Source organism: Stenotrophomonas sp. Iso1 (genome assembly GCF_027497995.1).
Lineage (GTDB): Bacteria > Pseudomonadota > Gammaproteobacteria > Xanthomonadales > Xanthomonadaceae > Stenotrophomonas.
Genome location: NZ_JAODBT010000001.1, coordinates 1,798,170 through 1,822,987, shown reverse-complemented (window position 1 = coordinate 1,822,987; position 24,818 = coordinate 1,798,170). Strand labels below are relative to the sequence as shown.

Below are 24,818 nucleotides of genomic sequence, written 5' to 3'. Positions count from 1 at the left end.
ACCGGGTATCGGGGCCGAGACTGAGTTGCAGGCGTTGGTAAAGCGGATCGATGAGCGGATCGGTTAGATCAACTGCATCAGGCCACGATTCACGGTGACCCTTGCAAGCACAGTGGGATGAAAGATACGCGGCTTTTGCCGAAAAAGCGATAAATACCGTATTCATCTACTACGTCTTGTTCAGCACAATCAATAACCCGCGCAAATTCATTGACTTGGCCGTGTTTTCGTCAAATTCCCGACGCCTCTCTCAAACGCCGCCAACCGATAGACTGCGCAAATGGAACCCCAAACCCCCGCTCCCCGCATCTGGGTGGACGCCGATGCCTGCCCGGCTGTGATCAAGGAAATTCTGTTCAGAGCTGCCGAGCGCGCCCGGATCGAGACGATTCTGGTCGCCAACCAATGGCTACGCACCCCGCCGTCCCGCTTCGTCCGCTCCTTGCAGGTGGCCGGTGGTCCGGATGTAGCGGATGACGCCATCGTCGAACGCCTCGCTCGCGGCGACCTGGTGGTCACCCAGGACATTCCGCTCGCCGCTCGTGTCCTGGAAAAGAACGCCGTGGCACTCAATCCGCGCGGCGAACTGTATACAGCCAACACCATTGCCGAACGCCTGTCGGTCCGAAACTTCATGGAGGAATTGCGCGGTGCCGGAGTCCAGACGGGCGGCCCCGCTGCGCTTCATCCGCGCGACCGCCAAGCCTTCGCTGCACAGCTGGATCGCTGGCTTGCACAGCAAGGCCATTGACGCCGTGACACTCAATCAACCGACGGCTTCAACCCAAGTTGGCTGTTGAAGCACCGCAACTCACCACTCAAGGGGTCAACGAACTGCAGCTCACGCGCCAGCAACTGCAACGGCGCGCTGTAATCCGCCGCATCACGCGGGTGATATGCCGGGTAGAGATCGTCCCCGGTAATCGGCGCCCCAAGCGCCGCCATATGTACGCGCAATTGGTGCTTTCGCCCGGTGACCGGTTGCAATCGGTAACGCCAGAGCGAACCGCTGTTCTCAATCACTTCAATGCCGGTCAGTGCATTTGGCTCGCCGGGGACTTCCGTCATGCAGTGAAACGGCTCGCCCGGCGCCAATCGGCTATGGCGTTGCAGCGGGAACACCCGCGATGGCAAGGCCGGTGCCAGCGCTTCGTAGGTCTTGTCGATGCGCCGCTCACGGAATAGTGATTGATAGGTTCCGCGCGTTTCCGGCCGGGTTGAAAACAACACCAGGCCCGCAGTCAGCCGATCCAACCGGTGCAGCGGTACCAGTTCCTTATTGCCGGTGCGCGCCACCAGCCGCGTCAGAAGGGTTTCGCGCACATGCCGGCCAGCCGGCATGACCGGCAGGAAGTGCGGCTTGTCCGCGACCAGCAGATCCGCATCCAGGTGAAGAATGGTTTCCATGAAGGGAATCACCGGCTCATCTGCTACCTCCCGGAAATAGCGGATCTCCAGCCCCACCTGCCAAGGCTGACCGGGGACCAGCGCTCTGCCCTGCGCATCCTGTACGCGACCGCGTGCAAAACGGTCCAGCCACTGCTCACGCGCAATGCGCGGAAAGCGTGCGCACAGCCCGTCCAGGAGGCACATCCAATCGCCGGGCGGCAATTGCAGGCGGCTGGGAGCTGGCACGTCAGCGGTCAATTCAAACGGTGTCATGGCGCAACCATTATCATGGTGCTCTTTAGTTTCTGGTGTACCCATGGCCCTCACCGCCACCATCCGCAAGGCCGAACTGCAGATCAGTGACATGGACCGCGGCTATTACGCGACCCACAACCTGACCCTGGCCCAGCATCCTTCCGAAACCGACGAGCGCCTGATGGTGCGCCTGCTGGCCTTCGCCCTGAATGCCGGTGACCGCTTGGAATTCGGCCGCGGCCTGAGCACCGACGATGAGCCGGACCTGTGGGAACACGATTACACCGGCGACATCGCGCAGTGGATCGATCTGGGCCACCCGGACGAATCGCGCATCCGCAAGGCCTGCAACCGCAGCGGCCGCGTGCAGGTCATCAATTACGGCGGCAATGCCTCCGATATCTGGTGGCAGAAGCAGAGCAAGCACCTCACCCGCTTCAACAATCTGTCTGTGCTCGATCTACCTGCTGCTTTCGTCGAGCTGTGGAGCACCCAGATCCAGCGGGCAATGCGTTGGAGCGTGTTGATCCAGGACGGTGAGGTGCAGTTGATCAACGACCAGATGCAGTTGGATGTGATCCCGACCTGGCGCAAGCCGAAGGCGGAGTAAGCAGTCCGTGGCAAGCACTACGATCCGCTGCGACGTATTGGTCGTCGGTGCCGGCGCTGCCGGCCTGATGTGTGCACTCACGGCTGGCCAGCGCGGGCGGCTGGTGCAAGTAATCGACCATGCGAACAAGCCGGGCAAGAAGATCCTGATGTCCGGCGGCGGCCGCTGCAATTTCACCAATACCGGCACCACGCCGGCCAACTTCCTTTCGGCCAACCCGCATTTCTGCAAATCGGCACTGGCGCGCTATACGCCGGGCGACTTCATCGACATGGTGGAACGCCACGGCATCGCTTACCACGAGAAGGAGCTGGGCCAGCTGTTCTGTGACATCTCCTCCAAGCAGATCGTCAAGATGCTGCTGGACGAATGCGCCGACGCTGGCGTGAAAGTGCGTACCGACTGCGGTGTGCAGGACATCGAACGCGGCACCGATGGCTTCCATGTGCAGACCGCGCAGGGCCTGTTCCACTGTGCCTCGCTGGTGATCGCCACCGGCGGCCTGTCCATCCCCAGCATGGGCGCCAGCGGCTTCGGTTACGAGGTCGCGCGCCGCTTCGGCCATGAGGTGCTGCCGACCCGCGCCGGACTGGTGCCGCTGACGCTCAGCGGCAAGCATCAGGAGCGTTTCGCCGAACTCAGTGGCGTCGCTCTGCCGGTGGAAGCGCGCTGCAACGGCCAGAGCTTCCGGAACTTCATGCTGCTGACCCATCGCGGCGTCAGCGGGCCGGCAATCCTGCAGATCTCCTCCTACTGGCAACCCGGCGATGACCTGCGGCTCGACTTGCTGCCCGGCCAGGATGCCGGCGAGTGGCTGCGCACAATGAAACGCGAGCGCGGCGCCTCGGAGCTGCGCACGATACTTTCAGAAGTGATGCCCCGCCGCTTGGCATTGCGCCTGTGCGAGCAGTGGCTGGACGACAAGCCGGTGCGCCAGCTCGACGAGCGCGCGCTGAAAACCACCGCCGACCTGCTCAACAACTTCCCGTTGGTGGCCAGCGGCAGCGAGGGCTACCGCACCGCAGAAGTCACGCTGGGCGGCGTGGATACCCGCAAGGTGTCATCCTCGACCATGGAGTCACATGTGGTTCCCGGGCTGCATTTCATCGGTGAGGTGCTGGACGTAACCGGTTGGCTCGGCGGCTACAACTTCCAATGGGCGTGGGCCTCCGGACATGCGGCCGGACAAGCAGTTTGAGACTGCGATCCGGTATTGCGTCGGAATTCCGGCACATCAACCGGTTCGCGCATAGACGCCACGCCCGCCCTTCGTGTATTAAACCCCGTCTCCCGGGAGTACTGAATGCAGAACGCCAAAGACATCACCTTGCGCCTGCTGATCGTTGACGACAGCGCCGAGAGCGCTGAAGCCATCGTCAGCGCGCTGCGCAACAGTGGCATCGCGGTGCGTCCTTTCCGGCCGCAGAATCCGGCAGAGCTGACTCAGGCCCTGGCGACCCAACCCATCGACCTGGTCTTGGCGGCCACCTCCTACAGCATTCCGCAGCTGTTGCTGACCCAGCAGATTGCCGCCAGTGGCAAGGACATTCCGATGATCCTGCTGGCCGACCAGGTCGATGCGCAGCAACTACTGGAATCGGCTGCCAACGGCATCCGCTCCATCGCCCTGCGCCAGCAACCGGATCACCTGCTGTCCGTGGTGCGCAATGAATGGGTCGACCTGCAGGCGCGCCGAGGGCTGCGCCGCATCGAAGTACAGATGCGCGAGACCGAGCGCCGCTGCGATGCATTGATCTCCTCCTCGCGCGACCCCATCGCCTACATCCATGAAGGCATGCACATCCGCGCCAACGAGGCTTACCTGGACATGTTCGGGTACGAATCGTTCGAGGACGTGGAAGGCATCTCGCTGTTGGACATGGTGGCGCCGCAGCACGTGGAGGATTTCAAAAACCTGCTCAAATCGCTGAGCAAGGGCGAGACACCACCGCCGCAGTACGAAGCACATGCGCGCAATCAGGACGGTGACACCTTCCCGGCGACGATGGAGTTCACCGCCGCCACTTACGAAGGCGAGGCCTGCTTCCAGGTCGTGTTCCGCCGCCGCGAGGAGTACGACCCCGAACTGGCGCGCGAAGTGGAAGAATTGCGCCAGCGCGACCAGGTCACCGGCTTGCTCAATCGCCCAACTTTCATGGTGCACCTGGAAAACGCGGTGGCGCAGGTCAGCCGCAGCGATGGCCAGTACGGCTTCCTGTTGGTCGAGCCCGACCATTACGCACGGCTGCTGCCGGACATTGGCCTGGATTCGGCCGATGCCCTGATCGCCGCGATGGGCCAGCACCTGGCGGCCACGCTGGGTGATGACGCACAGCTGGCGCGCTTCGGCGAACACAGCTTCGCCCTGCTCACACAGGGCCAGTACACGCATACGACCGACATGGCCGAACGCGTGCGCAAGGCGTTTGCCTCCCATGTGTTCAGCATCGGCGACCGTTCGGCCACCGTGACCGTCAGCATTGGCGGCGTGCAGGTAGGCGAGAAGATCGCCAGCGTGGGTCAGGTATTGAACCGCGCCAACGACTGCACCCGGGCGGCAGTGGAACTGGGCGGCAACACGGTCAAGGTATTCGACCCAGGCGCCGCTGACCGCGTCGAGGAAGAGCGTATCCAGCGCTGGGTGCAGCGCATCCGCGAAGCCATCAGCGGCGATGGCTTCCAGCTGCGCTTCCGTCCGGTACTGAACCTGATGGGCGAGCCGCTGCAGCTGTACGACACCTCCCTGCTGATGGAAAACAATGGCGAGTTGGTCGGCCCAAGTACGTTCCTGCCGATCGCCCAGGATCACGAGCTGCTGGCGCCAATCAACCGCTGGGTGGTGGCAAACGCCATCCGCGCGCTGGGCGAGCGCCGCCGCCTCGGGCACACGACCCACCTGATGCTGCGCATCACCCCGGAGTCGTTCTCCGATGCTGCACTGCTGCAAGTCATCCGCGATGGCCTGCAGGCTGAAGGCGTGGATGGCGGCCAACTATGGCTGCAGATTCCCGAAGCCAAGGTGTTCACTCACCTACGCACTGCGCAGCAGTTCCTGGCGGCGGTGGCGGCAATGGGCTGCAAGGTGGGACTGGAGCAGTTCGGCTCGGGGCTGGATTCATTCCAGCTGCTGGCGCACTTCCAGCCCGCCTTCCTCAAGCTGGACAGCAGCTTCACCGCAGACCCGGCGCTGGCCAAGGAACAGTTGGAGAAAACCCAGGAGATCACCGCCAAGGCACAGTCGGCCGATATCCGCACCATCGCCGAGTTCGTGACTGATGCGGCAACGATGAGCCTGTTGTTCAGTGCCGGCGTGGATTACGTAGAAGGTGACTTTGTGGGTCCGCCGACGGCGCAGATGGATTTTGAGTTCAACTGAGACTGGTTCGCTGGTTCGCTGATTAACTCGTTCGCCAGCTGGAAGCTTCCCCTCTCCCCAACCCCTCTCCCGCGGGCGGGAGAGGGGCTCAGATCTCCTTGAGCTGTGCGAGCCACCGGTCCGGTTCGCTGCCCACCGAACGGCCTTCCGGCGTGCGGAACGGGGGTTGGGGTGAGGGTAGCTTTGGCACTGCCCCTTAAAACCACCCAAAAAAGAAGGCCGCGCAATGCGCGGCCTTCTTTTTTCAGCAGAACCCAACGATCAAACCTCAACGATCCCCGGAATCGCCACATCCGGATTTACGTCGGCCTCGTAGTCCACACCATCGATGCCAAACCCGAACAAGCGCAGGAAGTCAGCCTTGTAACCAGCCAGATCGCTGATCTCGTACAGGTTCTCATTGGTCACCTGCGGCCACAGCTCCAGCACCTTGGACTGTACTTCCGGCGCCATTTCCTTGTAGTCCGCACGCAGACGGCCTTCACCATCCACCAGTGCGATCTCACGACCCTTGCCATCCACCAGCGCGTGACGAATGTGGTCGGCCGCATTGCTGCCGTTCTGCGCACCGTTGTAGAGGATGTCGTACAAGGTATCGAGCTGCTCAATGCAGCCCTCATGCGTGCCCTGCTCTTTCATCACCTTGAACAGCAACGACAGATACAGTGGCATGGTCGGGATGGCCGAGCTGGCCTGGGTTACCACAGCCTTGAGCACCGACACGCGCGCGTCGCCGCCAATGCCCTGCAACTTGCTACGGATATCCAGCACCTTGTTGTCCAGGTCTTTCTTGGCAGCACCAATGGAGCCGTTCCAATAAATAGCCTGGGTGATTTCCTCACCCACGTAGGTGAAAGCAGTCGTCGTCGCGCCCGGCGCCAGCACACCGGCTTCCAGCAGCGCGTCAATCCACATCTGCCAATCTTCGCCGCCCATCACTTGCACGGTGCTGGCGACTTCGTCAGCGGTAGCCGGCTGCAACGTGGTTTCAGTCAGCACTTCCTTGTCGGTATCCAGACCACGCAGGGTGATCGGCGCACCGATCGGCTTGAGCGTGGAATTGATGATCTCGCCGGTCTTGGGGTGCTTGCGACGCGGTGCAGCCAAGCTATAAACCACTTGATCCACCTGACCAAGGTCAGCCTTGATGATCTCGATGACCCTTTGCTTCACCTCGTCTGAGAACGCATCACCGTTGACGCTGCGCGCGTACAGGCCGGCCTGGTGTGCGTACTTCTCGAATGCGGCCGAGTTGTACCAGCCCGCGGTGCCCGGCTTGGTCTCACTGCCCGGGCGCTCGAAGAAGACGCCCAGCGTGGCAGCGTCGCTACCGAAGGCAGCCTTGATACGTGCGGCAAGGCCATAACCGGTCGATGCACCCAGCACCAGCACCCTCTTCGGGCCATTGGCCAGCTTGGGCTGGGACGTGATGTAGTCGATCTGTTCCTTGACCGCCGCATCGCAACCGGTCGGATGGGTAGTGACGCAGATGAAGCCGCGCACACGCGGTTTGATGACCATGAAAACCTCAACTAGGTAAGCAGGAAAACAGCGGCACCTGACGGCAGCAGAAACCACCGGCAGGGGCTGAACCGGGAGGATCGTAGTGTGCACCCGCAACGAACACAACCGACGCTACCGCATGGAATTCTTCGCCGTGCCAGCCGGCCCGGCAAAAGAAAAGCCGCGCTGGGCGCGGCTTTTCTTCGCTTCACAGGCTGAACCGTCAGGGACGACGGGCCAGCTCTTCCTCGTCGCGGGCCTTGGGCAGCAGATCCTGCTTACTGACCTTGAACGGGCCGATGCTCAACAGCGGTACCGCCACGATGATCGACGAGATCACCACGATCACCGCACCCACCATGTGGGTTTCGGCTAGGCCTTCCATCGACTCGCCGCCATAGATGTACAGCGCAAGTGCAGACAGGAAGAACAGCACCGCCGTGATCACCGTACGCGAGAGCGTCTGGTTGATCGAACGGTTCAGCACTTCCAGCGGCTCCACACGCAGGCTGCGGAAGTTCTCACGCACGCGGTCGAACACCACGATGATGTCGTTGATGGCAAAACCCATCACCGACAACATACCGGCCAGCACCGTCAGGTCGAACTCGCGGCCGACCAATGACATGTACGCCACGGTCAGGATGAGGTCGAAGAACGCGGTGAGACTTGCCACCATCGCGAACTTCCACTCAAAGCGCGCGGCGATGTAGATCAGGAAGCCGATCACCATGAACAACGTGGCGTACACGCCGTTCATTGCCAGGTCCTTACCCACCTGCGGGCCAACAAACTCGCCGGGCTGCACCGTGGCCGTGTTGTCGGCCGTGGTCACGGCCTGACGGACTTTCTCAGCCACCTTCTGCGCAGCATCGGCAGCGTTGTTGTGCTCACCGTCCGGCTGCAGGCGGATCATCACGTCATTGCCGCCACCCACGCTCTGCACCTGCGCGTTCTCAAAGCCGGCCTTGGCCAAGCTCTCGCGCACGTCATCGGCGTTGATGGTCTTTTCAAAGTGGGTACGCACCACGGTACCGCCGGTGAACTCCAGCGCGTAGTTGAAACCCTTGAAACCAATGATCGCCACCGAAACCAGCAACAAGAACACCATCAGCGCAAGCACGGGCTTGCGGTGACGCATGAAGTCGATGTTGGTGTCGTTCGGGACGATATGAAGCGGAAACAGTTTCATGCAAGGATTTTCCTTAAAAAACCCGCACACGGATGTGCGGGCTTTTGCGAAGGGATTCGCTTTAGATCGCTACGGACTGGAGCTTCTTGCGGCGACCATAGATCAGTACCGCCAGCGCACGCGACACGGTGATCGCAGTGAACATCGAGGCGAAAATACCGATGATCATGGTCAGCGCGAAGCCCTTCAGCGGGCCGGTACCAAACGCGTACAGCGCAACGCCGACGATCAGGCCGGTGAGGTTGGCGTCGAGGATGGTGCCCGAGGCCTTCTCATAACCGGCGGCAATCGCAGCCTTGGCTGGCATGCCCAGTCGCAACTCTTCACGGATACGCTCGTTGATCAGCACGTTGGCGTCCACCGACAGGCCCACCGACAACGCCAGACCGGCAAAGCCCGGCAAGGTCATCGTTGCACCGAACATCGACATCACCGCCACCACGATCAGCAGGTTGAACAGCAGCGCCACCGAGGTGATCGCACCGAACATGCGGTAGTAGATGGTGAAGAAGACCAAGGTGAACACGAACGAGAACACCACCGCCTTGACGCCGCGATCCACGTTCTCTTTACCCAGGCTCGGGCCGATCACGTATTCCTCGACGAAGTCCATCGGTGCGGCCAGCGAACCGGCACGCAGCAGCTTGGACAGGCCATCGGCTTCAGTCTTCTCCAGGCCGGTGGTCTGGAACTCCTTGCCGAACACGCCGTTGATATTGGCAACCGAGATCACTTCTTCCTTGACGCGGAAGCTGCGCTGCTCTTCGCCATTGACCACGGTCACCTGCGGAATGCGCTCGGTGTACACCACTGCCATCGGCTTGCCGACATTGCCGCTGGTGAAGTCGAACATGCGCTGGCCACCGACGCTGTTCAGCTTGACGCTGACTGCCGGCATACCGTTCTGGTCGGTGCTCGTCGTGGCCGAAACCATCTGGTCACCGGTAACGATGGTGCGCTTGTTCAGCAGAACCGGGCGACCGGCACGGTCACGGTACAACTTGGCTTCCGGCGGAATGCGGCCACTGGTGACGGCGTCTTCAGCATTGCCATCCACCACTGCGCGGTATTCCAGCGTGGCGGTTGCACCGATCATGCGCTTGGCTTCAGCGGTGTCCTGCACGCCCGGCAGCTCGACCACGATGCGGTCTTCGCCCTGACGCTGGATGATGGGCTCGGCCACACCCAACTCATTGACGCGGTTGCGCAACGTGGTCAGGTTCTGCTCGATGGCACCGGAGGCGATCTGGCTCATCTCCGTCTGCGGCACGCTGATGGTGATGCGGTCACCGTTCACCGAGTAGGTGAAGGTCGGCTGCGCCTTGGCCAGTGCAGCACGGGCCTTGTCGGCATCGGCGGCATTGGCCAGAGCTACCTGGATATCGCTTTCACCACGACGTTCCACCGAACGGTAGGAAACACGGTTGTCACGCAGCGTGGTACGCACGTCTTCGGCGAACGCTTCAAAGCGCTTGTCCACCGCAGCCTTCTGGTCGACCTGCAGGGCGAAGTGAACGCCGCCAACCAGATCCAGGCCCAGCACCATCGGTTTGCCGCCCAGGTTGGACAGCCAATCCGGCACGGTCGAAGCAAGGTTCAGCGCGACCGAGTAGTTCTCACCGGTCGTGTCGCGCAGCACCTCGGCGGCCTTGGACTGCTCGTCAAGCGAGGACAGGCGGACGATCAAGTTGTTCTCGCCCTCCTCTTCCACCGACTTGGGCGCAACGCCAGCCTCGGTCAGTGCAGCGGTGACACGCTGCTTGAGTGCGTCATCTACCTGCCCGCCACGACTGGCGGTGATCTGTACGGACGGATCCTTCTGATAAATGTTGGGCAGCGCGTACAAAGTGCTGACCGCCAGAACGATCAGGATCAGAAAGTACTTCCAGCGTGGAAATTCGAGCATTGCGGATTCCTGCGTGACACCTTCCCCGGCGTCACGACATGACGGAAAGGAAACTCAGTCTCAGGCAGCAGACTTCAGCGTGCCCTTGGGCAGGACGTTGCCGACGGAAGCCTTCTGCACGCGGATGCGGACGTTGTCGGCCACTTCCACGGTGATGAAGTTGTCGCCGATGTCGGTGACCACGCCAGCGATTCCGCCCGAGGTCAGCACTTCGTCGCCCTTGGAGATCTTCTCCAGCATCGCCTTGTGTTCCTTCTGGCGCTTCATCTGCGGGCGGATCATCAGGAAGTACATCACCGCGATCAGCGCGATCGGCAGCAGGAAGGTGCCCATGCCCGGGGCCGGAGCGGCCTGTGCAACGGGGAGAAAGATAGCCATCAGATTCATCTTGTGTCCTTGGTGTTGGGCGGCAACCGGCCCGGCCTACGCCGGAAGTCACCGCGAAACGGGGGTCAGCCGTGAAGTATGCCATGCCCCCGGGACGTCGTCCCGGGCGGCGTGAACGCGTTTACTCCCCCGACAACGCCGGGACGCTGGCGCCCCGGGCTGCATAGAAGGACTCGCGGAAGGCCAGGAAGGTTCCCGACTCGATGGCCGCGCGCATGTCTGCCATCAGTTTTTCGTAATAGAACAGGTTGTGCATGGTGCCCAGCATCGGCGCCAGCATCTCGTTGCAACGGTCCAGGTGGCGCAGGTAAGAGCGCGTGTAGCCGCTGGTGCAGGCATGGCAACCGCAGCCCGGCTCGATCGGATTCATGTCCCGCTCGTACTTGGCATTGCGGATGCGGACCGTGCCGAACGAGGTGAAATAGTGGCCGTTGCGAGCGTTACGGGTAGGCATGACGCAATCAAACATGTCCACGCCACGAGCCACACCTTCGACCAGATCCTCCGGGCGGCCGACGCCCATCAGGTAGCGCGGGCGGTCAGCCGGCAAAATCGGATGCATGTGATCGAGCATGGCGTTGCGCTCGTGCTCGGGCTCGCCCACGGCCAGCCCGCCGATGGCATAACCGTCGAAGCCGATCTGCTGGAGGCCTTCGGCCGAGCGGCTGCGCAAGTCGGTATGCACGCCCCCCTGGACGATGCCGAACAGCGCGGCATCGTTACCCATTGCGTCGTGCGCATTGCGGCTGCGCTGGGCCCAACGCAGGCTCAGCTCCATCGAGGTGCGCGCCACCGGCTCGGTGGCCGGGTACGGCGTGCATTCGTCGAAAATCATGACGATGTCCGAATCCAGCACCTTCTGGATCTTCATGCTCTCTTCCGGGCCCAGGAACACACGGGCGCCGTCGGTGGGCGAAGCAAAGGTGACGCCTTCTTCGGTGATCTTGCGGCGATGCGCCAACGAGAACACCTGGAAACCGCCCGAATCGGTGAGGATCGGCCCATCCCAGCGGCAGAAGCCATGCAGGCCGCCGTGGTCGCCGATCACATCCAGGCCCGGGCGCAGATACAGATGGAAAGTATTGCCAAGGATGATCTCGGCGCCGAGCGCACGGACCTGCTCCGGCAAAATGCCCTTCACCGAGCCATAAGTGCCGACCGGCATGAACGCCGGGGTCTGCACGGTGCCGCGCGGGAAGGACAACTGGCCGCGTCGGGCGCGGCCATCGGTGTTCTGGAGCTTGAACTGCAGTCTGGACATTGAGGTGGATAGCTATCGAATGCGTGCAATTGTCGCGGATATGCGCCGCCGGGGCGAATCGCCGCCCTCGGCACCTAGCCCGCAAAGCGTACCGGTGCGGGGTTGACCCACCGCAGGGCAACGTTCTCCCCCGGTGAAGGGGGTGATGCGCCATTGAAATCCAGCGCCAAACGCTCGCCACCCGGTAGACGAAGCCAGCCGCTGTAGCCCGGGCCCCGAAACACCACCGACTCCAGCACGCCACGCAAGCTGCCGGCAGGGTCAAGCTGCAGATCTTCGGGCCGAACCAGTACGTTGCCCTCGCCCATTTCAAGCAGCGACGCCGGCAGCACCACGCCACGCCCGATGAAGCCGGCGACGAATGCGTCGCCTGGCGCCCGATACAACTGCGGCGCCGCGCCCCACTGCAGCAGACGCCCTCCCTGCATCACGCCAATGCGGTCAGCCATGGCAAAGGCTTCCGACTGGTCGTGGGTGACCATCAACACCGTAGTGCCGGTGGCTTTGAGCAGTTGCCGCAGCTCCTCGGCCAGCCGTTGGCGGGTGCTTGTATCCAGATTGGAAAACGGTTCGTCGAGCAACAGCAGCTCGGGCATCGGTGCCAGTGCGCGGGCCAGCGCCACCCGCTGCTGCTGGCCACCGGAGAGCTCATGCGGATAGCGACCTCCCAGCCCGTCCAGCCCAACCTGCAGCAACATCGCATTGACCCGCTGTTGTCGCTTTGCCCGCACAATCCCGCGCAGTCCAAAGCCGACGTTGGCGGCGACATCCAGGTGTGGAAACAACGCGTAATCCTGGAACATCATCCCGACCCGACGTTTCTCTGCAGCCACACTGCCACCCGGACCTTCCAGTTCACGGCCGCCCAGGACAATGCGGCCCTGCTGCAACGGCTCAAAGCCACTGATAGCGCGCAGCACCGTGGTCTTTCCGCAACCCGAAGCACCCAACAGACAGCCGATTTCCCCGCGTGCCAGCTCCAGCGACAGGCCATCGACCACTCGCTTGAAACCACTGGCTCCTGCATAACCGATCTGCACCGCCTGTAATTGCAACTGCGGCGAACCGATCATGGCCGCGCTCCATGGGCGGCACCGGCACGCGCCAATAGAATCACCGGAAGCAGGCCACTCAATACGATCAACAAGGCCGCCACGGCACCCTCCTCATAAGTTCCCCGTGCAGCCTCGGCATATAACCAGGTCGCCAGGGTTTCAAAATTCATGGGACGCAACACCAGCGTGGCCGGCAGCTCCTTCATGGTGTCCACAAACACCAACAGCGCCGCCGCCGCAAACGCCGGTCGCAACAGGGGCAGGTGAACGCGCCGCAGCATGCCACTCGCACTTTCGCCCAGGTTGGCTGCAGCCTGGTCCAGCGATGGCGGCACGCGCGCCAGACCCGCCTCGATACCACCTACCGATATCGCAAGAAAGCGCAAGGTGTAAGCCACGACCAAGGCCGTTGCCGACCCCATCAGCAGCATCTGCGCCCGCCCGCCGTCGACGGCAAAGCGGAGTTCCGCGAACACCGCATCCAGGGCACCCATTGGCACCAGTAAACCAATCGCCAGCACGGCACCGGGAATGGCGTAACCCAGCGACGTAATGCGGCTGCAGGCCGATGCCAGTCGCCCACTACGCCGCACCTGCGCAAGCCGCAACGCCCACGCCACCACCAACCCCACCGCCATCACCACCGCAGTGGCTGCCAGCGCGATGCCCAAGGTGTTCTGCAAGGCACCCAGCAGCTGGGGAGAGACGCCTGCATCACGTACGCGCCCTACCGCCTCCCAAGCCAGGTAGCTCGCGGGCACCAGAAACCCAACCACCACCGGCACGGCGCCCAGCGCAAACGCCAACAGGGCGCCGAAACCCCGCAAGGTCTGTGGCTGCATGGGACGCGGCCGCAAGGTACTGGCATAGCGTTGGCGACGCCGGCCATGTTTTTCGAGCATCAGCAGCACCGCCACCAGCAGCAGCATCGCCAATGCGATCTGTGCCGCTCCCGGCAGATCACCACGACTGACCCAAGTGGTGTAGATGGAGACGGTCAGTGTCTGTACGCCCAGGAATTCAGACGCACCAATGTCGTTGAGCGCCTCCAGCAGCGCCAACGCCACACCCACGACAATGGCCGGACGTGCGAGGGGCAACGCCACCTGCCGGAACAACTGCGCCGGCGTCGCACCCAAGGTGCGCGCCGCTTCCAGCAGACCTGCGGCCTGGGTCATGAACAGGGCACGCGTCGTCAGGTAGACATAGGGGTACAACACAAAACCCAACAGCACGATGCAACCCGCCAGGTGGCGGATGTCCGGCAAGCGGAATTCACGCGGACTGCTGTAACCCAGCAGGTCCCGGATCAGCCCCTGCACCGGCCCCAGCGGATGCAGCACATCCAGATAGGCGTAGGCAGCGATGTAGGTTGGCACCGCCAAGGGCAGCAAAAGTGCCCAGCTCAACAGGCGCTGGCCCGGGAACCGGTAGGCCGTGACCAGCCAGGCGCTGCCGGTGCCCAACACGGTGACCAACGCCCCGACACCCAGCAACATCAACACGGTATTGCGCAGCGCCACGGGCAACACGTTCGCCCACAGATGGCCCCACAAACCCGCACTGCCCTGCAGCGCCGAGAACGCCAGCGCCGCCACTGGCGCAAGCATGAGCAAGGACGCCAGCACAGCGGTGGCCAGCCAAGGATTCCATCGACGCATCATCATGCGCTCACCCCGAAAAAAACGACGCCGGTGCGCTGTTCAAGGGCACCGGCTGATCGCATTACGGGGCAGCCCTCAGTTGTCGAAACCAACCTTGTCCACCAGCTCACTGGCAAGCTTGCGATTGGCTACCACCTCGGTCAGCGGCAGCGGATCAATCTTCATCGGCCCAAAGCTGGCCACCACCGGGTCCAGTTCAACGCCCACTTTGACCGGGTATTCGTAATTGGCGCGCGCATACAGGCTCTGCGAACCATCGCTGACCAGGTATTCCAGCAGCTTGACCGCGTTGTCGCGGTTGGGCGCGTGCTTGGCCACGGCCGCACCGGAAATGTTGACGTGGGTACCGCCATCGGCGCCCGCAAACACCGGGCGTACCACCTGGATGGCTTCGCCCCAGGCGCGCTGCTCGGAACCTTCCTCGGCGTTCTTCATGCGGCCAACGTAATAGGCGTTGGCGATGCCGATGTCACAGATGCCGGCAAGGATGTCGCGGGCCACATCGCGATCACCACCCGCCGCCTTGCGTGCCAGGTTGTTCTTCACACCGCGCAACCAGGCTTCGGTTTTCTCGGCACCGTCATGGGCGATCATCGCGGCGAACAAGCTGGTGTTGTACGGGTGCTGGCCCGAACGAATGCATACCCGCCCCTTCCACTTCGGGTCGGCCAGATCCTGATAGGTGAAGCCGTCCAGCTTCAGGTCCTTGTCCGCGTACAGCACGCGATCTCGCAGCGACAGGGCGAACCATTGGCCATCAGCGCCACGCAGGTTGGCCGGGATGGCCGTATTGAGAGCGTCCGAAGCCACGACCTGGGTATGCCCGGCTTCCACCACATCCAGCAGGCGGCCGGTATCCACGGTCATCAGGACATCGGCTGCGGAACGCTCGCCTTCCGCAGCCAGACGCTCGGTCAGACCGTCCTTGAGCAGCACGGTGTTGACCTTGATGCCGGTGTCGGCCGTAAAAGCATCCAGCAGCGGCTGGATCAGACCCGGCTCGCGTGTGGTGTAAAGATTGACCTCACCTGCCGCCGCAACGGCAGGCTTGCCATCCGCAGCAGCAGGTGCGGTGTCGGTCTTGGCGCAGGCGCCCAGAAGAATGAGGGAACACAAGGCAGCCAAATGGCCGGCGGCGCGCTTCGGATGACGCATTTGATTCTCCAGAAGTGGTCGTCGGAACCGGCAGCGTGGCCGGCAACGGTTTCAAATGAGAATTTATCTCATTTTCATTGCCACGCCCACTGCGTCAAACCGCCGCACCCTCCTGTGCGGGAAACAGCAACATCGCATCGCCGTAGCTGAAGAAGCGGTATTGCTGTGCGATAGCGTGTGCGTAGGCCTCGAACACCCGTTGTTTGCCGGCAAATGCGCTGATCATCATCAGCAGCGTGCTCTCGGGTAGGTGGAAGTTGGTGACCATGGCATCGACGCTACGGATGCGATAACCCGGGGTGATGAAGATCTGGGTTTCGCCGGCATACGGGTGCAGCTCGCCTTCCCGCATCGCACTCTCCAGCGCCCGCACCACGGTCGTACCCACACCAATCACACGGCCGCCCGCAGCGCGGGTGCGGCGCACCTTGTCCACCAGCTCGGCGCCAACGTTGAGCCATTCGCGGTGCATTACGTGATGCGTGAGGTCATCCACCCGTACTGGCTGGAAGGTACCGGCACCCACATGCAGGGTGATATGGCCGAACTGCACGCCGCGATCATTCAACTGCGCCAGCAAGGTTTCGTCGAAATGCAGGCCCGCGGTCGGCGCCGCCACCGCGCCCACCTGTTTGGCGAACACGGTCTGGTAACGCTCGCGGTCATCAGCACCGGGTTCGCGGTGGATATACGGCGGCAATGGCAGACGACCTTCGTGTACCAACCAAGATTCCAGCGGCTCGGGGATATCGAAACGCAGTACGTAGAACTCGCCATCGCGGCCCAGCACTTCGGCTTCGCCGCCGGCATCGAGCTGAATGCGGCTGCCCGGCTTGGGCGATTTGCTGGCGCCGATCTGGGCGCGAGCCTGTTGGCCACCGAGCAGGCGCTCAATCAGTATCTCGACCCGGCCACCGGTGGCTTTCTGGCCGAACAGACGCGCCGGGATGACCCGCGTGTCATTGAAGATCAGCAGGTCGCCGGGCTGCAGCAACTGCGGCAGGTCACGGATATGGCGGTCATCGAACACACCAGGCGCTGGCGGCACCAGCAACAGACGGCTGGCCGAACGCTCAGCCAATGGGGCCTGGGCGATCAACGCCTCGGGCAGTTCGTAATTGAAATCGGACTTCTTCAAGGCCGGAACGTCTTGCGGGGAGCCGGGTATTGTAGCTCCGACGGGGATTTTGCTTTTCATCCCGCCATTGCCCCCACTTCTTCCCTCACCGCTCGAACTTGGTCGACAAAATAATTGCGCTGGTGGTGCGCTCCACGCCATCCACCGCACCGATGGCGTCGGTGACTACATCCATTTCGCTGACCCCACCCACCACCACCATCGCGATCAGGTCGTGGTTGCCGCTGACCGAATGTAGCGAACGCACCTCCGGGATATCGCGCAGGGCTTTCACCACTGCGGGCATCTTCTTCGGCAGCACCGTAATCAATATATGGGCGCGTACCTGCCCCTGCTCGTAGTCCTCGTGAGTGCGCACGGTGTAGCCGGCAATCACCCCCTGTTGTTCCAGGCGATCAATACGGCTCTGCACGGTGGTACGCGACAGCCCAAGTCGACGGGCGATCTGTGCGGTGGAGGCGCGAGCGTCTTCACGCAGGACGGAAAGCAGGCGCTCATCAGCAGGGGAAATCTTCACATTGCACACCAGTTTCGTCGATTCGACGAAATTAACCGAAAAATCGTCGAGATCACAGCTGCCATGTGTCCAGAATCTCCAGATAATGGCTATACAAGAAAATTCTGGAGATGAGCATGACCGTACTCGGCCCCCTCGCCCCGCTTCGCGCGCACGCTGGCACCCGCCTTACCCAAGGCCTGGACGATGCCAGCGTCGAGCGCTTGGCCATCGCCCATCCCGACCTGGCCCGCGCCATCGCAGCGGCTGGCAACGAATACACCCGAGTCAAAGGTGAAGTTGCCGATCTGCTGGACCTGGACGAGAAAGACCAGATTGCCGCGATGCAGGCCGGCTTCGTCAACTTCTACGCCGATGACGCAGTGGTGCCCTACATCGCGCTGGCCGCCTATGGCCCGTGGGTGATCTCACTCAAGGGCGCAGTGCTTTACGACGCCGGTGGCTACGGCATGCTCGGTTTCGGCCACACTCCGGCTGATGTGATGGCCGCTGCGGCAAAACCGCAGGTGATGGCCAACATCATGACCCCGAGCCTGGCCCAGCGCCGCTTCACCCAGGCGATGCGCAAGGAAATCGGCCACAGCCGTGGTGGCTGTCCGTTCTCACACTTCATGTGTTTGAACTCCGGTTCCGAAGCCGTCGGCTTGGCCGCGCGCATCGCTGATATCAATGCCAAATTGCAGACTGACCTGGGTGCGCGCCATGCCGGCGCCACCATCAAGCGTGTGGTGATCAAGGGCAGCTTCCACGGCCGAACCGATCGCCCGGCGCTGTACTCCGATTCCAGCCGCAAGACCTACGACCAGCACTTGGCCAGTTATCGCGGCGAGAACAGCGTCATCACCATCGCTCCGTATGACGAAGCTGCGCTGCGCAAGGTATTTGCCGATGCCGAAGCCAACAACTGGTTCATCGAAGCGGTGTTCCTGGAGCCGGTGATGGGCGAAGGTGACCCGGGCCGCGCCGTGCCTGCTAGCTTCTACAAGTTGGCACGCGAGCTGACCCGCGAGCACGGCAGCCTGTTGTTGATCGACTCCATTCAAGCAGCGTTGCGCGCACACGGGACGCTGTCCTTCGTGGATTACCCAGGCTACGAGACGCTCGACCCGCCGGACATGGAAACCTATTCCAAGGCACTGAACGGCGCGCAGTTCCCGCTGTCAGTGCTGGCTGTTACCGCACACGCCGCCGGCCTGTATCGCAAGGGCGTGTATGGCAACACCATGACCACCAACCCGCGTGCGCTGGACGTGGCATGCGCCACCCTCGCCCGTCTGTCACCGGAAGTCCGGCAGAACATTCGCCTGCGTGGCGAGCAGTCGGTGCAGAAGCTGGAGGCCCTCAAGGCCAAGCTCGGCGGGTTGATCACCAAGGTGCAGGGCACTGGCCTGCTGTTCTCCTGCGAACTGGCACCGCAGTTCAAGTGCTACGGCACCAACTCCACCGAAGAGTGGCTGCGCATGCATGGCGTCAACGTCATCCATGGTGGCGAGAATTCGCTGCGCTTCACGCCGCACTTCGATATGGATGAGGAAGAGCTGGACCTGCTGGTGGAGATGGTCGGCCGCGCGCTGGTTGAAGGCCCACGCCGAGAGCAGGCCAACGCGGCTTGAGCGGTTTGAACTGAGCGTTGAATGAAAGAGGCGGCCATTGGCCGCCTCTTTCTTGTTGCAATCCCCCGCTCCCAATCCCGCTCTCATGGTGAGAAACGGACCGTGTGCGGCCTGAAATTCGTAGCCCGACGAACCCTTTGGAAGGGATACAAGAGCCCCGCTGCGGAGCGGGAGCTAGGAAACTGCAGTTACCAGAGCACGCCCATTCAAGGCAGACGAGCTACTGTTTCCGCCGACTGCACACCACCGCCCAAGGCTTTGTACACCGCCACTACATTGACGTTGACCGTGGCCTCTGCCGCTGCCAACGCGTCATCGGCAGCCAGCTGATTACGCTGTGCATCCAGCAACGCGAGGAAGTCCTCGGAGCCTTCGCGGTAGCGGATCTGCGCCAGGCTAGCCGCACGACGTGCTGCCTGCGCCTGCTCGGCAATGATCGCCAACCGCGCCTGTTCCTTGGCATAGCGCGTCAGCGCATTCTCGGTGTCTTCCAATGCCAGTAGCACCGCCTGTTCGTACTCTGCAGCGGCACCATCGGCCTGCGCCTTGCTTGCACGCAAACGTGCACGCACGGTACCGAAGTCGAACGCGGCCCAGCTGATCGACGGGGTCAGTGACCACGCTTTGTTGTTGCCGTTGACCAGGCCGTTGGCATCGCCGCCGAGGAAGCCGACGAAACCACTCAGGCTGATACGCGGGAACAAATCTGCAGTGGCAACACCAACACGTGCAGTTGCTGCAGCCAAACGACGCTCAGCAATACGTACATCCGCACGTTGACGCAGCAGATCGGTGGTGTCGCCCAGCGGCAATGCCTTGGCGAATGCCGGCACTTCGCGAGGCTGCAACAGCGTATTCAATGCATCCGGTCGCCGACCCAGCAACACCGCCAAACGGTGACGCGATTGCACCTGCACCACTTCCAGCAACGGGATGTCGGCTTCAATCGCTTTCAACCGCGCGCGACTGCTCTGCACATCCAATTCGCTCCCAGCGCCCAGCTCCCACCGGGTCTCGGTGAGCTGCTGGGTGTCGCGCAGGTTTATCAGCGTTTGCTGCGCTACCGCGATACGCTTCTGCGTGCCACGCAACTCGAAATAGTTGCGCGCCACTTCGGCAGCAACCGTGACCTGCGCGTCGACCAGACTGTCACGCTCGGCACCCAGGTCAGCACGGGCCGCTTCAGCGGCGCGCCGCTGCCGGCCGAACAGATCCAGCTCCCAGCCAGCATCAAAACCCAGCTGATAGCTTTCGCTGTAAACACGCTCCCCGCCTTGCGTGGGATCGGGTTGCTTGCGGCGATCCTGGCTGCCACCCGCCGTCACATGCGGCGCCTGATCCAGGCGCTGCTCGGTGAACACCGCGCGTGCTGCACGCACCCGCGCCATCGCAATGCGCAGATCAAGGTTTCCCGCCAGCGCACCATGCACCAGTTCCGCCAGTACCGGGTCGTCGAACTGCGACCACCAATTCGCGACCGGCGAAGCATTGCTGAAGGATGGATCAACGCTACCCTGCAGCTGCACCGCTTGCGGCGGTGGTGCCTTGTAGTCCGGGCCGACGCTGACGCAGCCGGCCAGCAATGCGCTGGCAACGGCTGCGGTCAACATGCGTATCACCATGGCAACACCTCGCCCAGGTAAGTAAAGCTGCCGGTCGGGCCGTCATTGCCAATCAGCGCCATCTGCACGCTGGAACGCGCGCCGTCGGCGATTTCGATCTCACCCTCACCGCCATTCATATCGGTTTTGACGTAGCCCGGATGCACGGAATTGGCCTTGATGGGCGTGTCGCGCAGTTCGTAGGCCAAGCTCAGCGTCCAACTGTTCACTGCCGCCTTGGAAGCGTTGTAGGCAGGAATCTTGAAGTCCCAGATATCGGACGTCGGGTCAGCATGCAGCGTCTGCGAACCCAGCACGCTGGATACGTTGACGATGCGCCCGGCATCGGACTGCCGCAGCAATGGCAGGAACGCCTGAGTCACGGCGACCAGGGCGTATACGTTCGTCTCGAAGGTGCTGCGCCAGGCATCCAGCGATTGTGCTGACGGTGCCACTGCCGGGTTCTCCATCAGCACGCCCGCGTTGTTGACCAGGATGTCGAGACGGCCGTGACGTTCGGTGACGTGCTCCACCGCGATGGCGATGCTGTCGGCATCGGTCACATCCAGTTGCAGTGCTTCCACCGGCAGGCCCTCGGCTTGCAGCTTCAGCGCAAGCGCCACCGCTGTCTCACGCGTGCGGCCGGCCAGCAACGTGTGCACGCCGGACTGAGCCAGCTGGCGGACCGTTTCGGCACCGATGCCCCGTGTAGCGCCAGTGACCAGCGCGATTTTTTCGTTGTGATTGCTCATTGGATTCTTCTCATGGGGGATTCAATTTGGGACGGCTGTAGACCACTTTCTGGCCGCCATCCCCGCTTTCGCGGGAATGACGGATCAAGCGCGTGAGCCAAGGGCAAGAGGTGATGGCGACTGCTGTTACGTCCAACGCTCCTCACTCCTCACGCCTCTCCACTAATGCCTCTGTCAATGGTGAATGGTCGGCTCACCATGCTGCGCGAGCTTGCCGCCACCGTTGCGGGTGACGAACTTGCGCAGCGCGACGTAGAACACTGGCGTCAGGAACAGGCCGAACAGCGTTACGCCCAACATGCCGGCAAACACGGTGATACCGGTCACCGAACGCACCTCGGCACCTGCACCATGCGACAACACCAGCGGAACCGTGCCGGCGATGAAAGCAATGGACGTCATCACGATCGGACGCAGACGCAGACGGCAGGCTTCCAGCGCCGCTTCAACAATGCCCTTGCCACCCATTTCCAGTTCGCGGGCGAACTCGACGATCAGGATCGCGTTCTTACACGCCAGCCCCATCAGCACCACCAGACCCACCTGCACGAACACGTTGTTGTCGCCACCGGTCAACCACACACCAAACAAGGCAGACAGCAACGTCATCGGCACGATCAGAATCACCGCCAGCGGCAGCGACCAACTTTCGTACAGCGCAGCCAGCACCAGGAACGCCAGCAGAATCGCCACCGGGAACACGATGAAGGCTGCCTTGCCCTGCGTGGCCTGCTGGTAGCTCAGGTCGGTCCACTCGGTGGTCATACCCACCGGCAACACCTTGCCGGCGATCTCGGTCAGCTTGTTCATCGCCTGAGCCGAAGACAGCATGCGCGGGTCTGCCTCGCCCGCCAGATCGGCCGCCGGGTAACCGTTGAAGCGCAGCACCGGGTCCGGGCCGTAGGTTTCCTTGATGGTCACCATCGAACCAATCGGCACCATCTCCCCGCGATCATTGCGGGTGCGCAGTTTGCCAATGTCTTCCACGCTGTCACGGAACTGGCCATCGGCCTGAGCGATCACCTGCCAGGTACGGCCAAACTGGTTGAAGTCGTTGACGTACGCCGAGCCGAGGTAGGTCTGCAGCGTGTCGAACAACTCGGTCAGCTGCACGCCCTGTGCTTTGGCTTTGACGCGATCCACTTCCGCATCCAGCTGCGGCACGTTGGCCTGGTAGCTGGTGATTGGGTACGCCATACCTGGGGTTTGCGCCACGGCACCCTGCATCGCCTGCACCGCATTCTGCAACGCGCCGTAACCGAGATTGCCACGGTCCTCGATGAACATCTGGTAGCCGTTGCCGTTACCCAAACCAAGGATCGGCGGCGGCATCATCGCGAACGCGAAACCTTCCTGCAGCCCGGCAATCTTCTGGTTGATCTCCGCATTGATCTGCGCAGCGGTGCGGCCATGACGCTCGTTGAACGGTTTGAGCGGAATGAAGGCCACGCCGGTGTTGGGCGTGTTGGTGAACTGCAGCGCATTCAAACCCGGGAACGAAATGGTGTGTGCAACGCCATCGGTTTCCTGAGCAATCTTGGCGACCTTGCGCAGCATTTCATCGGTACGCGCGATGGACGAACCTTCAGGCAGTTTCACACCGGCAATCAGGTACAGCTTGTCCTGCGTCGGAATGAAGCCAGGCGGCACCAACTTGAAGATCACGCCAGTACCCACCAGCAGGATCGCGTAGACCACGAACACGGCGCCGCGACGACCGAGGATCTTCGACACGCCACGCTCGTACTTTTCCGAGCTGGACTTGAAGAAGCGATTGAACGGACGGAACACCCAACCGAACAAACGGTCAATCAGACGGCTCGGGCCATCCTTGGGCGCGCCATGCGGCTTGAGCAGACGCGCGGCCAGTGCCGGCGACAGGGTCAGCGAGTTGATCGCCGAAATCACCGTCGAGATGGCGATGGTCACCGCGAACTGCTTGTAGAACTGCCCGGTCACGCCAGACAGGAATGCCATCGGCACGAAGACCGCACACAAAACCAGCGCAATGGCGACGATTGGCCCAGACACTTCCTTCATCGCCTGGTGCGCAGCCGCGGTAGGCGACAGGCCTTCCTCGATGTTTCGTTCGACGTTTTCCACCACCACGATGGCGTCATCGACCACGATGCCAATCGCCAACACCAATCCAAACAGGCTCAGTGTGTTGATCGAGAAACCCAGCATGTACAGCGCGGCGAACGTACCCACAATCGACACCGGCACCGCGATCAACGGAATGATCGAGGCACGCCAGGTCTGCAGGAACAGGATCACCACCAGCACCACCAGAGCGATGGCTTCCAGCAACGTGGTCACTACCGCCTTGATGGAGTCGCGCACGAAGATGGTGGTGTCGTACACCGCTTCGTACTTCACGTCGTCCGGGAAGGCCTTCTGCATTTCGTCCATCGTGCCGATCACCGCATCGCGGATCTCCAGCGCGTTGGCACCCGGTGCCTGGAAGATACCGATGCCGACTGCGTTCTTGCCATCCAGCTGCGAACGCAGCGTGTAATCGCCCGCGCCCAGCTCGACGCGCGCCACATCCGACAAACGCACCACTTCACCATCGACACCGCTCTTGAGCACGATGTCCTTGAACTCCTGTTCGCTGCGCAGGCGACCTTGGGCATTGATCAGGGTCAGGAACTGACTATTGGGCATCGGCTCCGCGCCGAGCTGGCCGGCCGAAACCTGCACGTTCTGCTCTCGCATCGCACGTACCACGTCGCTGGCAGTCAGCCCCCGAGAGGCCACGCGGTCCGGGTCCAGCCATGCGCGCATGGCGTAGTCACCACCGCCGAAGATCTGCGCATCGCCCACGCCCTGAATACGTGCCAGTGAATCCTTGACGTGCAGGCGCGCGTAGTTGCGCAGGTACAACGTGTCGTACTTGCCCTTGGGCGAGGTCAGGTGCACCACCATCAGGAAGGTGGGCGACTGCTTCTGGGTGGTCACGCCTTGCCGGCGCACGTCCTCGGGCAGACGTGCCTGCGCCTGAGCGACGCGGTTCTGCACTTTCACCGCCGCCTCGTCCGGGTCGGTGCCCGGGCGGAAGGTGATGGTCATCTGCAGCACGCCGTCAGAGCCGGCCACCGACTTGAGGTACATCATGCCCTCGACGCCGTTGATCGCTTCTTCCAACGGAGTGGCAACAGTCTCGGCGATGACCTTGGGGTTGGCACCCGGGTACACCGTGCGCACCACCACGGAGGGCGGCACTACTTCCGGATACTCACCGATTGGCAGCATCGGAATGCTGATCAAGCCGGCGGCAAAGATCATGATCGACAACACCGCCGCGAAGATCGGTCTGTCGATGAAGAAACGGGAAAAATCCATAAGGGGGAAGTCCTTGAAAGGGCTGACGACGGCAAACAGCCGCCCTGCCCTCGCCCATTACGGGCGAGGGCTTGGGGCCGGCACTGCGCCGGCATCAAA

Annotated in this window: 19 protein-coding genes; 5 read left to right on the top strand and 14 right to left on the bottom strand. The window is 62.3% G+C overall.

The features are described 5' to 3' along the window. Positions 1-280 precede the first annotated feature (280 nt). A complete protein-coding gene (locus PAN08_RS08015) occupies positions 281-751 on the top strand; it encodes a YaiI/YqxD family protein (RefSeq protein WP_269790910.1) in 471 nt (156 codons plus the stop codon). A gap of 11 nt (positions 752-762) precedes the next feature. On the opposite strand, the gene PAN08_RS08010 is transcribed toward PAN08_RS08015, so the two are convergent. Continuing rightward, positions 763-1,662 carry a pseudouridine synthase gene (locus PAN08_RS08010; RefSeq protein ID WP_269790909.1) on the bottom strand — a complete coding sequence of 300 codons (900 nt, stop codon included), beginning with the start codon at positions 1,660-1,662 and terminating at the stop codon, positions 763-765. A gap of 43 nt (positions 1,663-1,705) precedes the next feature. Here PAN08_RS08010 and PAN08_RS08005 point away from each other — a divergent pair, with 43 nt between their 5' ends. The 3 genes from PAN08_RS08005 to PAN08_RS07995 all read left to right on the top strand — a co-directional run bounded on the left by PAN08_RS08005 (position 1,706) and on the right by PAN08_RS07995 (position 5,630). After that, the gene (locus PAN08_RS08005) at positions 1,706-2,254 is read left to right on the top strand and encodes a YaeQ family protein (protein ID WP_269790908.1); all 549 of its coding nucleotides are present in this window, start codon (positions 1,706-1,708) and stop codon (positions 2,252-2,254) included. A 7-nt stretch (positions 2,255-2,261) separates the two neighbouring features. After that, positions 2,262-3,452: an NAD(P)/FAD-dependent oxidoreductase gene (locus PAN08_RS08000; RefSeq protein WP_269790907.1), complete on the top strand. Its 1,191-nt coding sequence runs from the start codon at positions 2,262-2,264 to the stop codon at positions 3,450-3,452. Positions 3,453-3,557: 105 nt separating this feature from the next. Next, positions 3,558-5,630, top strand: a complete 2,073-nt coding sequence (locus PAN08_RS07995) for an EAL domain-containing protein (protein ID WP_269790906.1) — start codon at positions 3,558-3,560, stop codon at positions 5,628-5,630. Positions 5,631-5,891: 261 nt separating this feature from the next. Here PAN08_RS07995 and fabV read toward each other — a convergent pair whose 3' ends face one another. From fabV to PAN08_RS07945, 10 genes are all read right to left on the bottom strand, one after another. Continuing rightward, a complete protein-coding gene (gene fabV / locus PAN08_RS07990; protein WP_269790905.1) occupies positions 5,892-7,151 on the bottom strand; it encodes an enoyl-ACP reductase FabV in 1,260 nt (419 codons plus the stop codon). Positions 7,152-7,356: 205 nt separating this feature from the next. Further along, positions 7,357-8,325 carry a protein translocase subunit SecF gene (gene secF / locus PAN08_RS07985; protein ID WP_269790904.1) on the bottom strand — a complete coding sequence of 323 codons (969 nt, stop codon included), beginning with the start codon at positions 8,323-8,325 and terminating at the stop codon, positions 7,357-7,359. Between the two features lie 61 nt (positions 8,326-8,386). Next, positions 8,387-10,231, bottom strand: coding sequence for a protein translocase subunit SecD (gene secD, locus PAN08_RS07980; protein ID WP_269790903.1), 1,845 nt, complete (start codon positions 10,229-10,231; stop codon positions 8,387-8,389). Positions 10,232-10,291: 60 nt separating this feature from the next. Then, positions 10,292-10,618 (bottom strand): preprotein translocase subunit YajC, encoded by a 327-nt coding sequence (gene yajC, locus PAN08_RS07975; RefSeq protein ID WP_057631865.1) that lies wholly within the window; start codon positions 10,616-10,618, stop codon positions 10,292-10,294. Positions 10,619-10,739: 121 nt separating this feature from the next. Continuing rightward, complete coding sequence (gene tgt, locus PAN08_RS07970) at positions 10,740-11,879, bottom strand: tRNA guanosine(34) transglycosylase Tgt (protein ID WP_269790902.1); 1,140 nt, start codon at positions 11,877-11,879, stop codon at positions 10,740-10,742. A gap of 74 nt (positions 11,880-11,953) precedes the next feature. Continuing rightward, on the bottom strand, positions 11,954-12,952 hold the full coding sequence (locus tag PAN08_RS07965; protein ID WP_269790901.1) for an ABC transporter ATP-binding protein: 999 nt from the start codon (positions 12,950-12,952) through the stop codon (positions 11,954-11,956). Continuing rightward, entirely contained in the window at positions 12,949-14,601 is a 1,653-nt protein-coding gene (locus tag PAN08_RS07960; RefSeq protein ID WP_269790900.1) for an iron ABC transporter permease, read from the bottom strand. The genes PAN08_RS07965 and PAN08_RS07960 overlap by 4 nt, the downstream gene beginning before the upstream one ends. A 72-nt stretch (positions 14,602-14,673) precedes the next feature. Next, on the bottom strand, positions 14,674-15,753 hold the full coding sequence (locus PAN08_RS07955; RefSeq protein WP_269790899.1) for a Fe(3+) ABC transporter substrate-binding protein: 1,080 nt from the start codon (positions 15,751-15,753) through the stop codon (positions 14,674-14,676). Between the two features lie 94 nt (positions 15,754-15,847). Next, entirely contained in the window at positions 15,848-16,891 is a 1,044-nt protein-coding gene (queA, locus tag PAN08_RS07950; RefSeq protein ID WP_269790898.1) for a tRNA preQ1(34) S-adenosylmethionine ribosyltransferase-isomerase QueA, read from the bottom strand. 85 nt (positions 16,892-16,976) lie between these two features. Then, complete coding sequence (locus PAN08_RS07945; RefSeq protein ID WP_057632012.1) at positions 16,977-17,408, bottom strand: Lrp/AsnC family transcriptional regulator; 432 nt, start codon at positions 17,406-17,408, stop codon at positions 16,977-16,979. Positions 17,409-17,524: 116 nt separating this feature from the next. Here PAN08_RS07945 and PAN08_RS07940 point away from each other — a divergent pair, with 116 nt between their 5' ends. Beyond that, positions 17,525-19,021, top strand: a complete 1,497-nt coding sequence (locus PAN08_RS07940; RefSeq protein WP_269790897.1) for an aminotransferase class III-fold pyridoxal phosphate-dependent enzyme — start codon at positions 17,525-17,527, stop codon at positions 19,019-19,021. Positions 19,022-19,227: 206 nt separating this feature from the next. On the opposite strand, the gene PAN08_RS07935 is transcribed toward PAN08_RS07940, so the two are convergent. The 3 genes from PAN08_RS07935 to PAN08_RS07925 all read right to left on the bottom strand — a co-directional run bounded on the left by PAN08_RS07935 (position 19,228) and on the right by PAN08_RS07925 (position 24,719). Beyond that, complete coding sequence (locus tag PAN08_RS07935; protein WP_269790896.1) at positions 19,228-20,643, bottom strand: efflux transporter outer membrane subunit; 1,416 nt, start codon at positions 20,641-20,643, stop codon at positions 19,228-19,230. After that, entirely contained in the window at positions 20,637-21,374 is a 738-nt protein-coding gene (locus PAN08_RS07930) for an SDR family oxidoreductase (RefSeq protein ID WP_269790895.1), read from the bottom strand. The genes PAN08_RS07935 and PAN08_RS07930 overlap by 7 nt, the downstream gene beginning before the upstream one ends. A 174-nt stretch (positions 21,375-21,548) precedes the next feature. After that, a complete protein-coding gene (locus PAN08_RS07925) occupies positions 21,549-24,719 on the bottom strand; it encodes a multidrug efflux RND transporter permease subunit (protein WP_269790894.1) in 3,171 nt (1,056 codons plus the stop codon). Between the last annotated feature and the right edge of the window lie 99 nt (positions 24,720-24,818).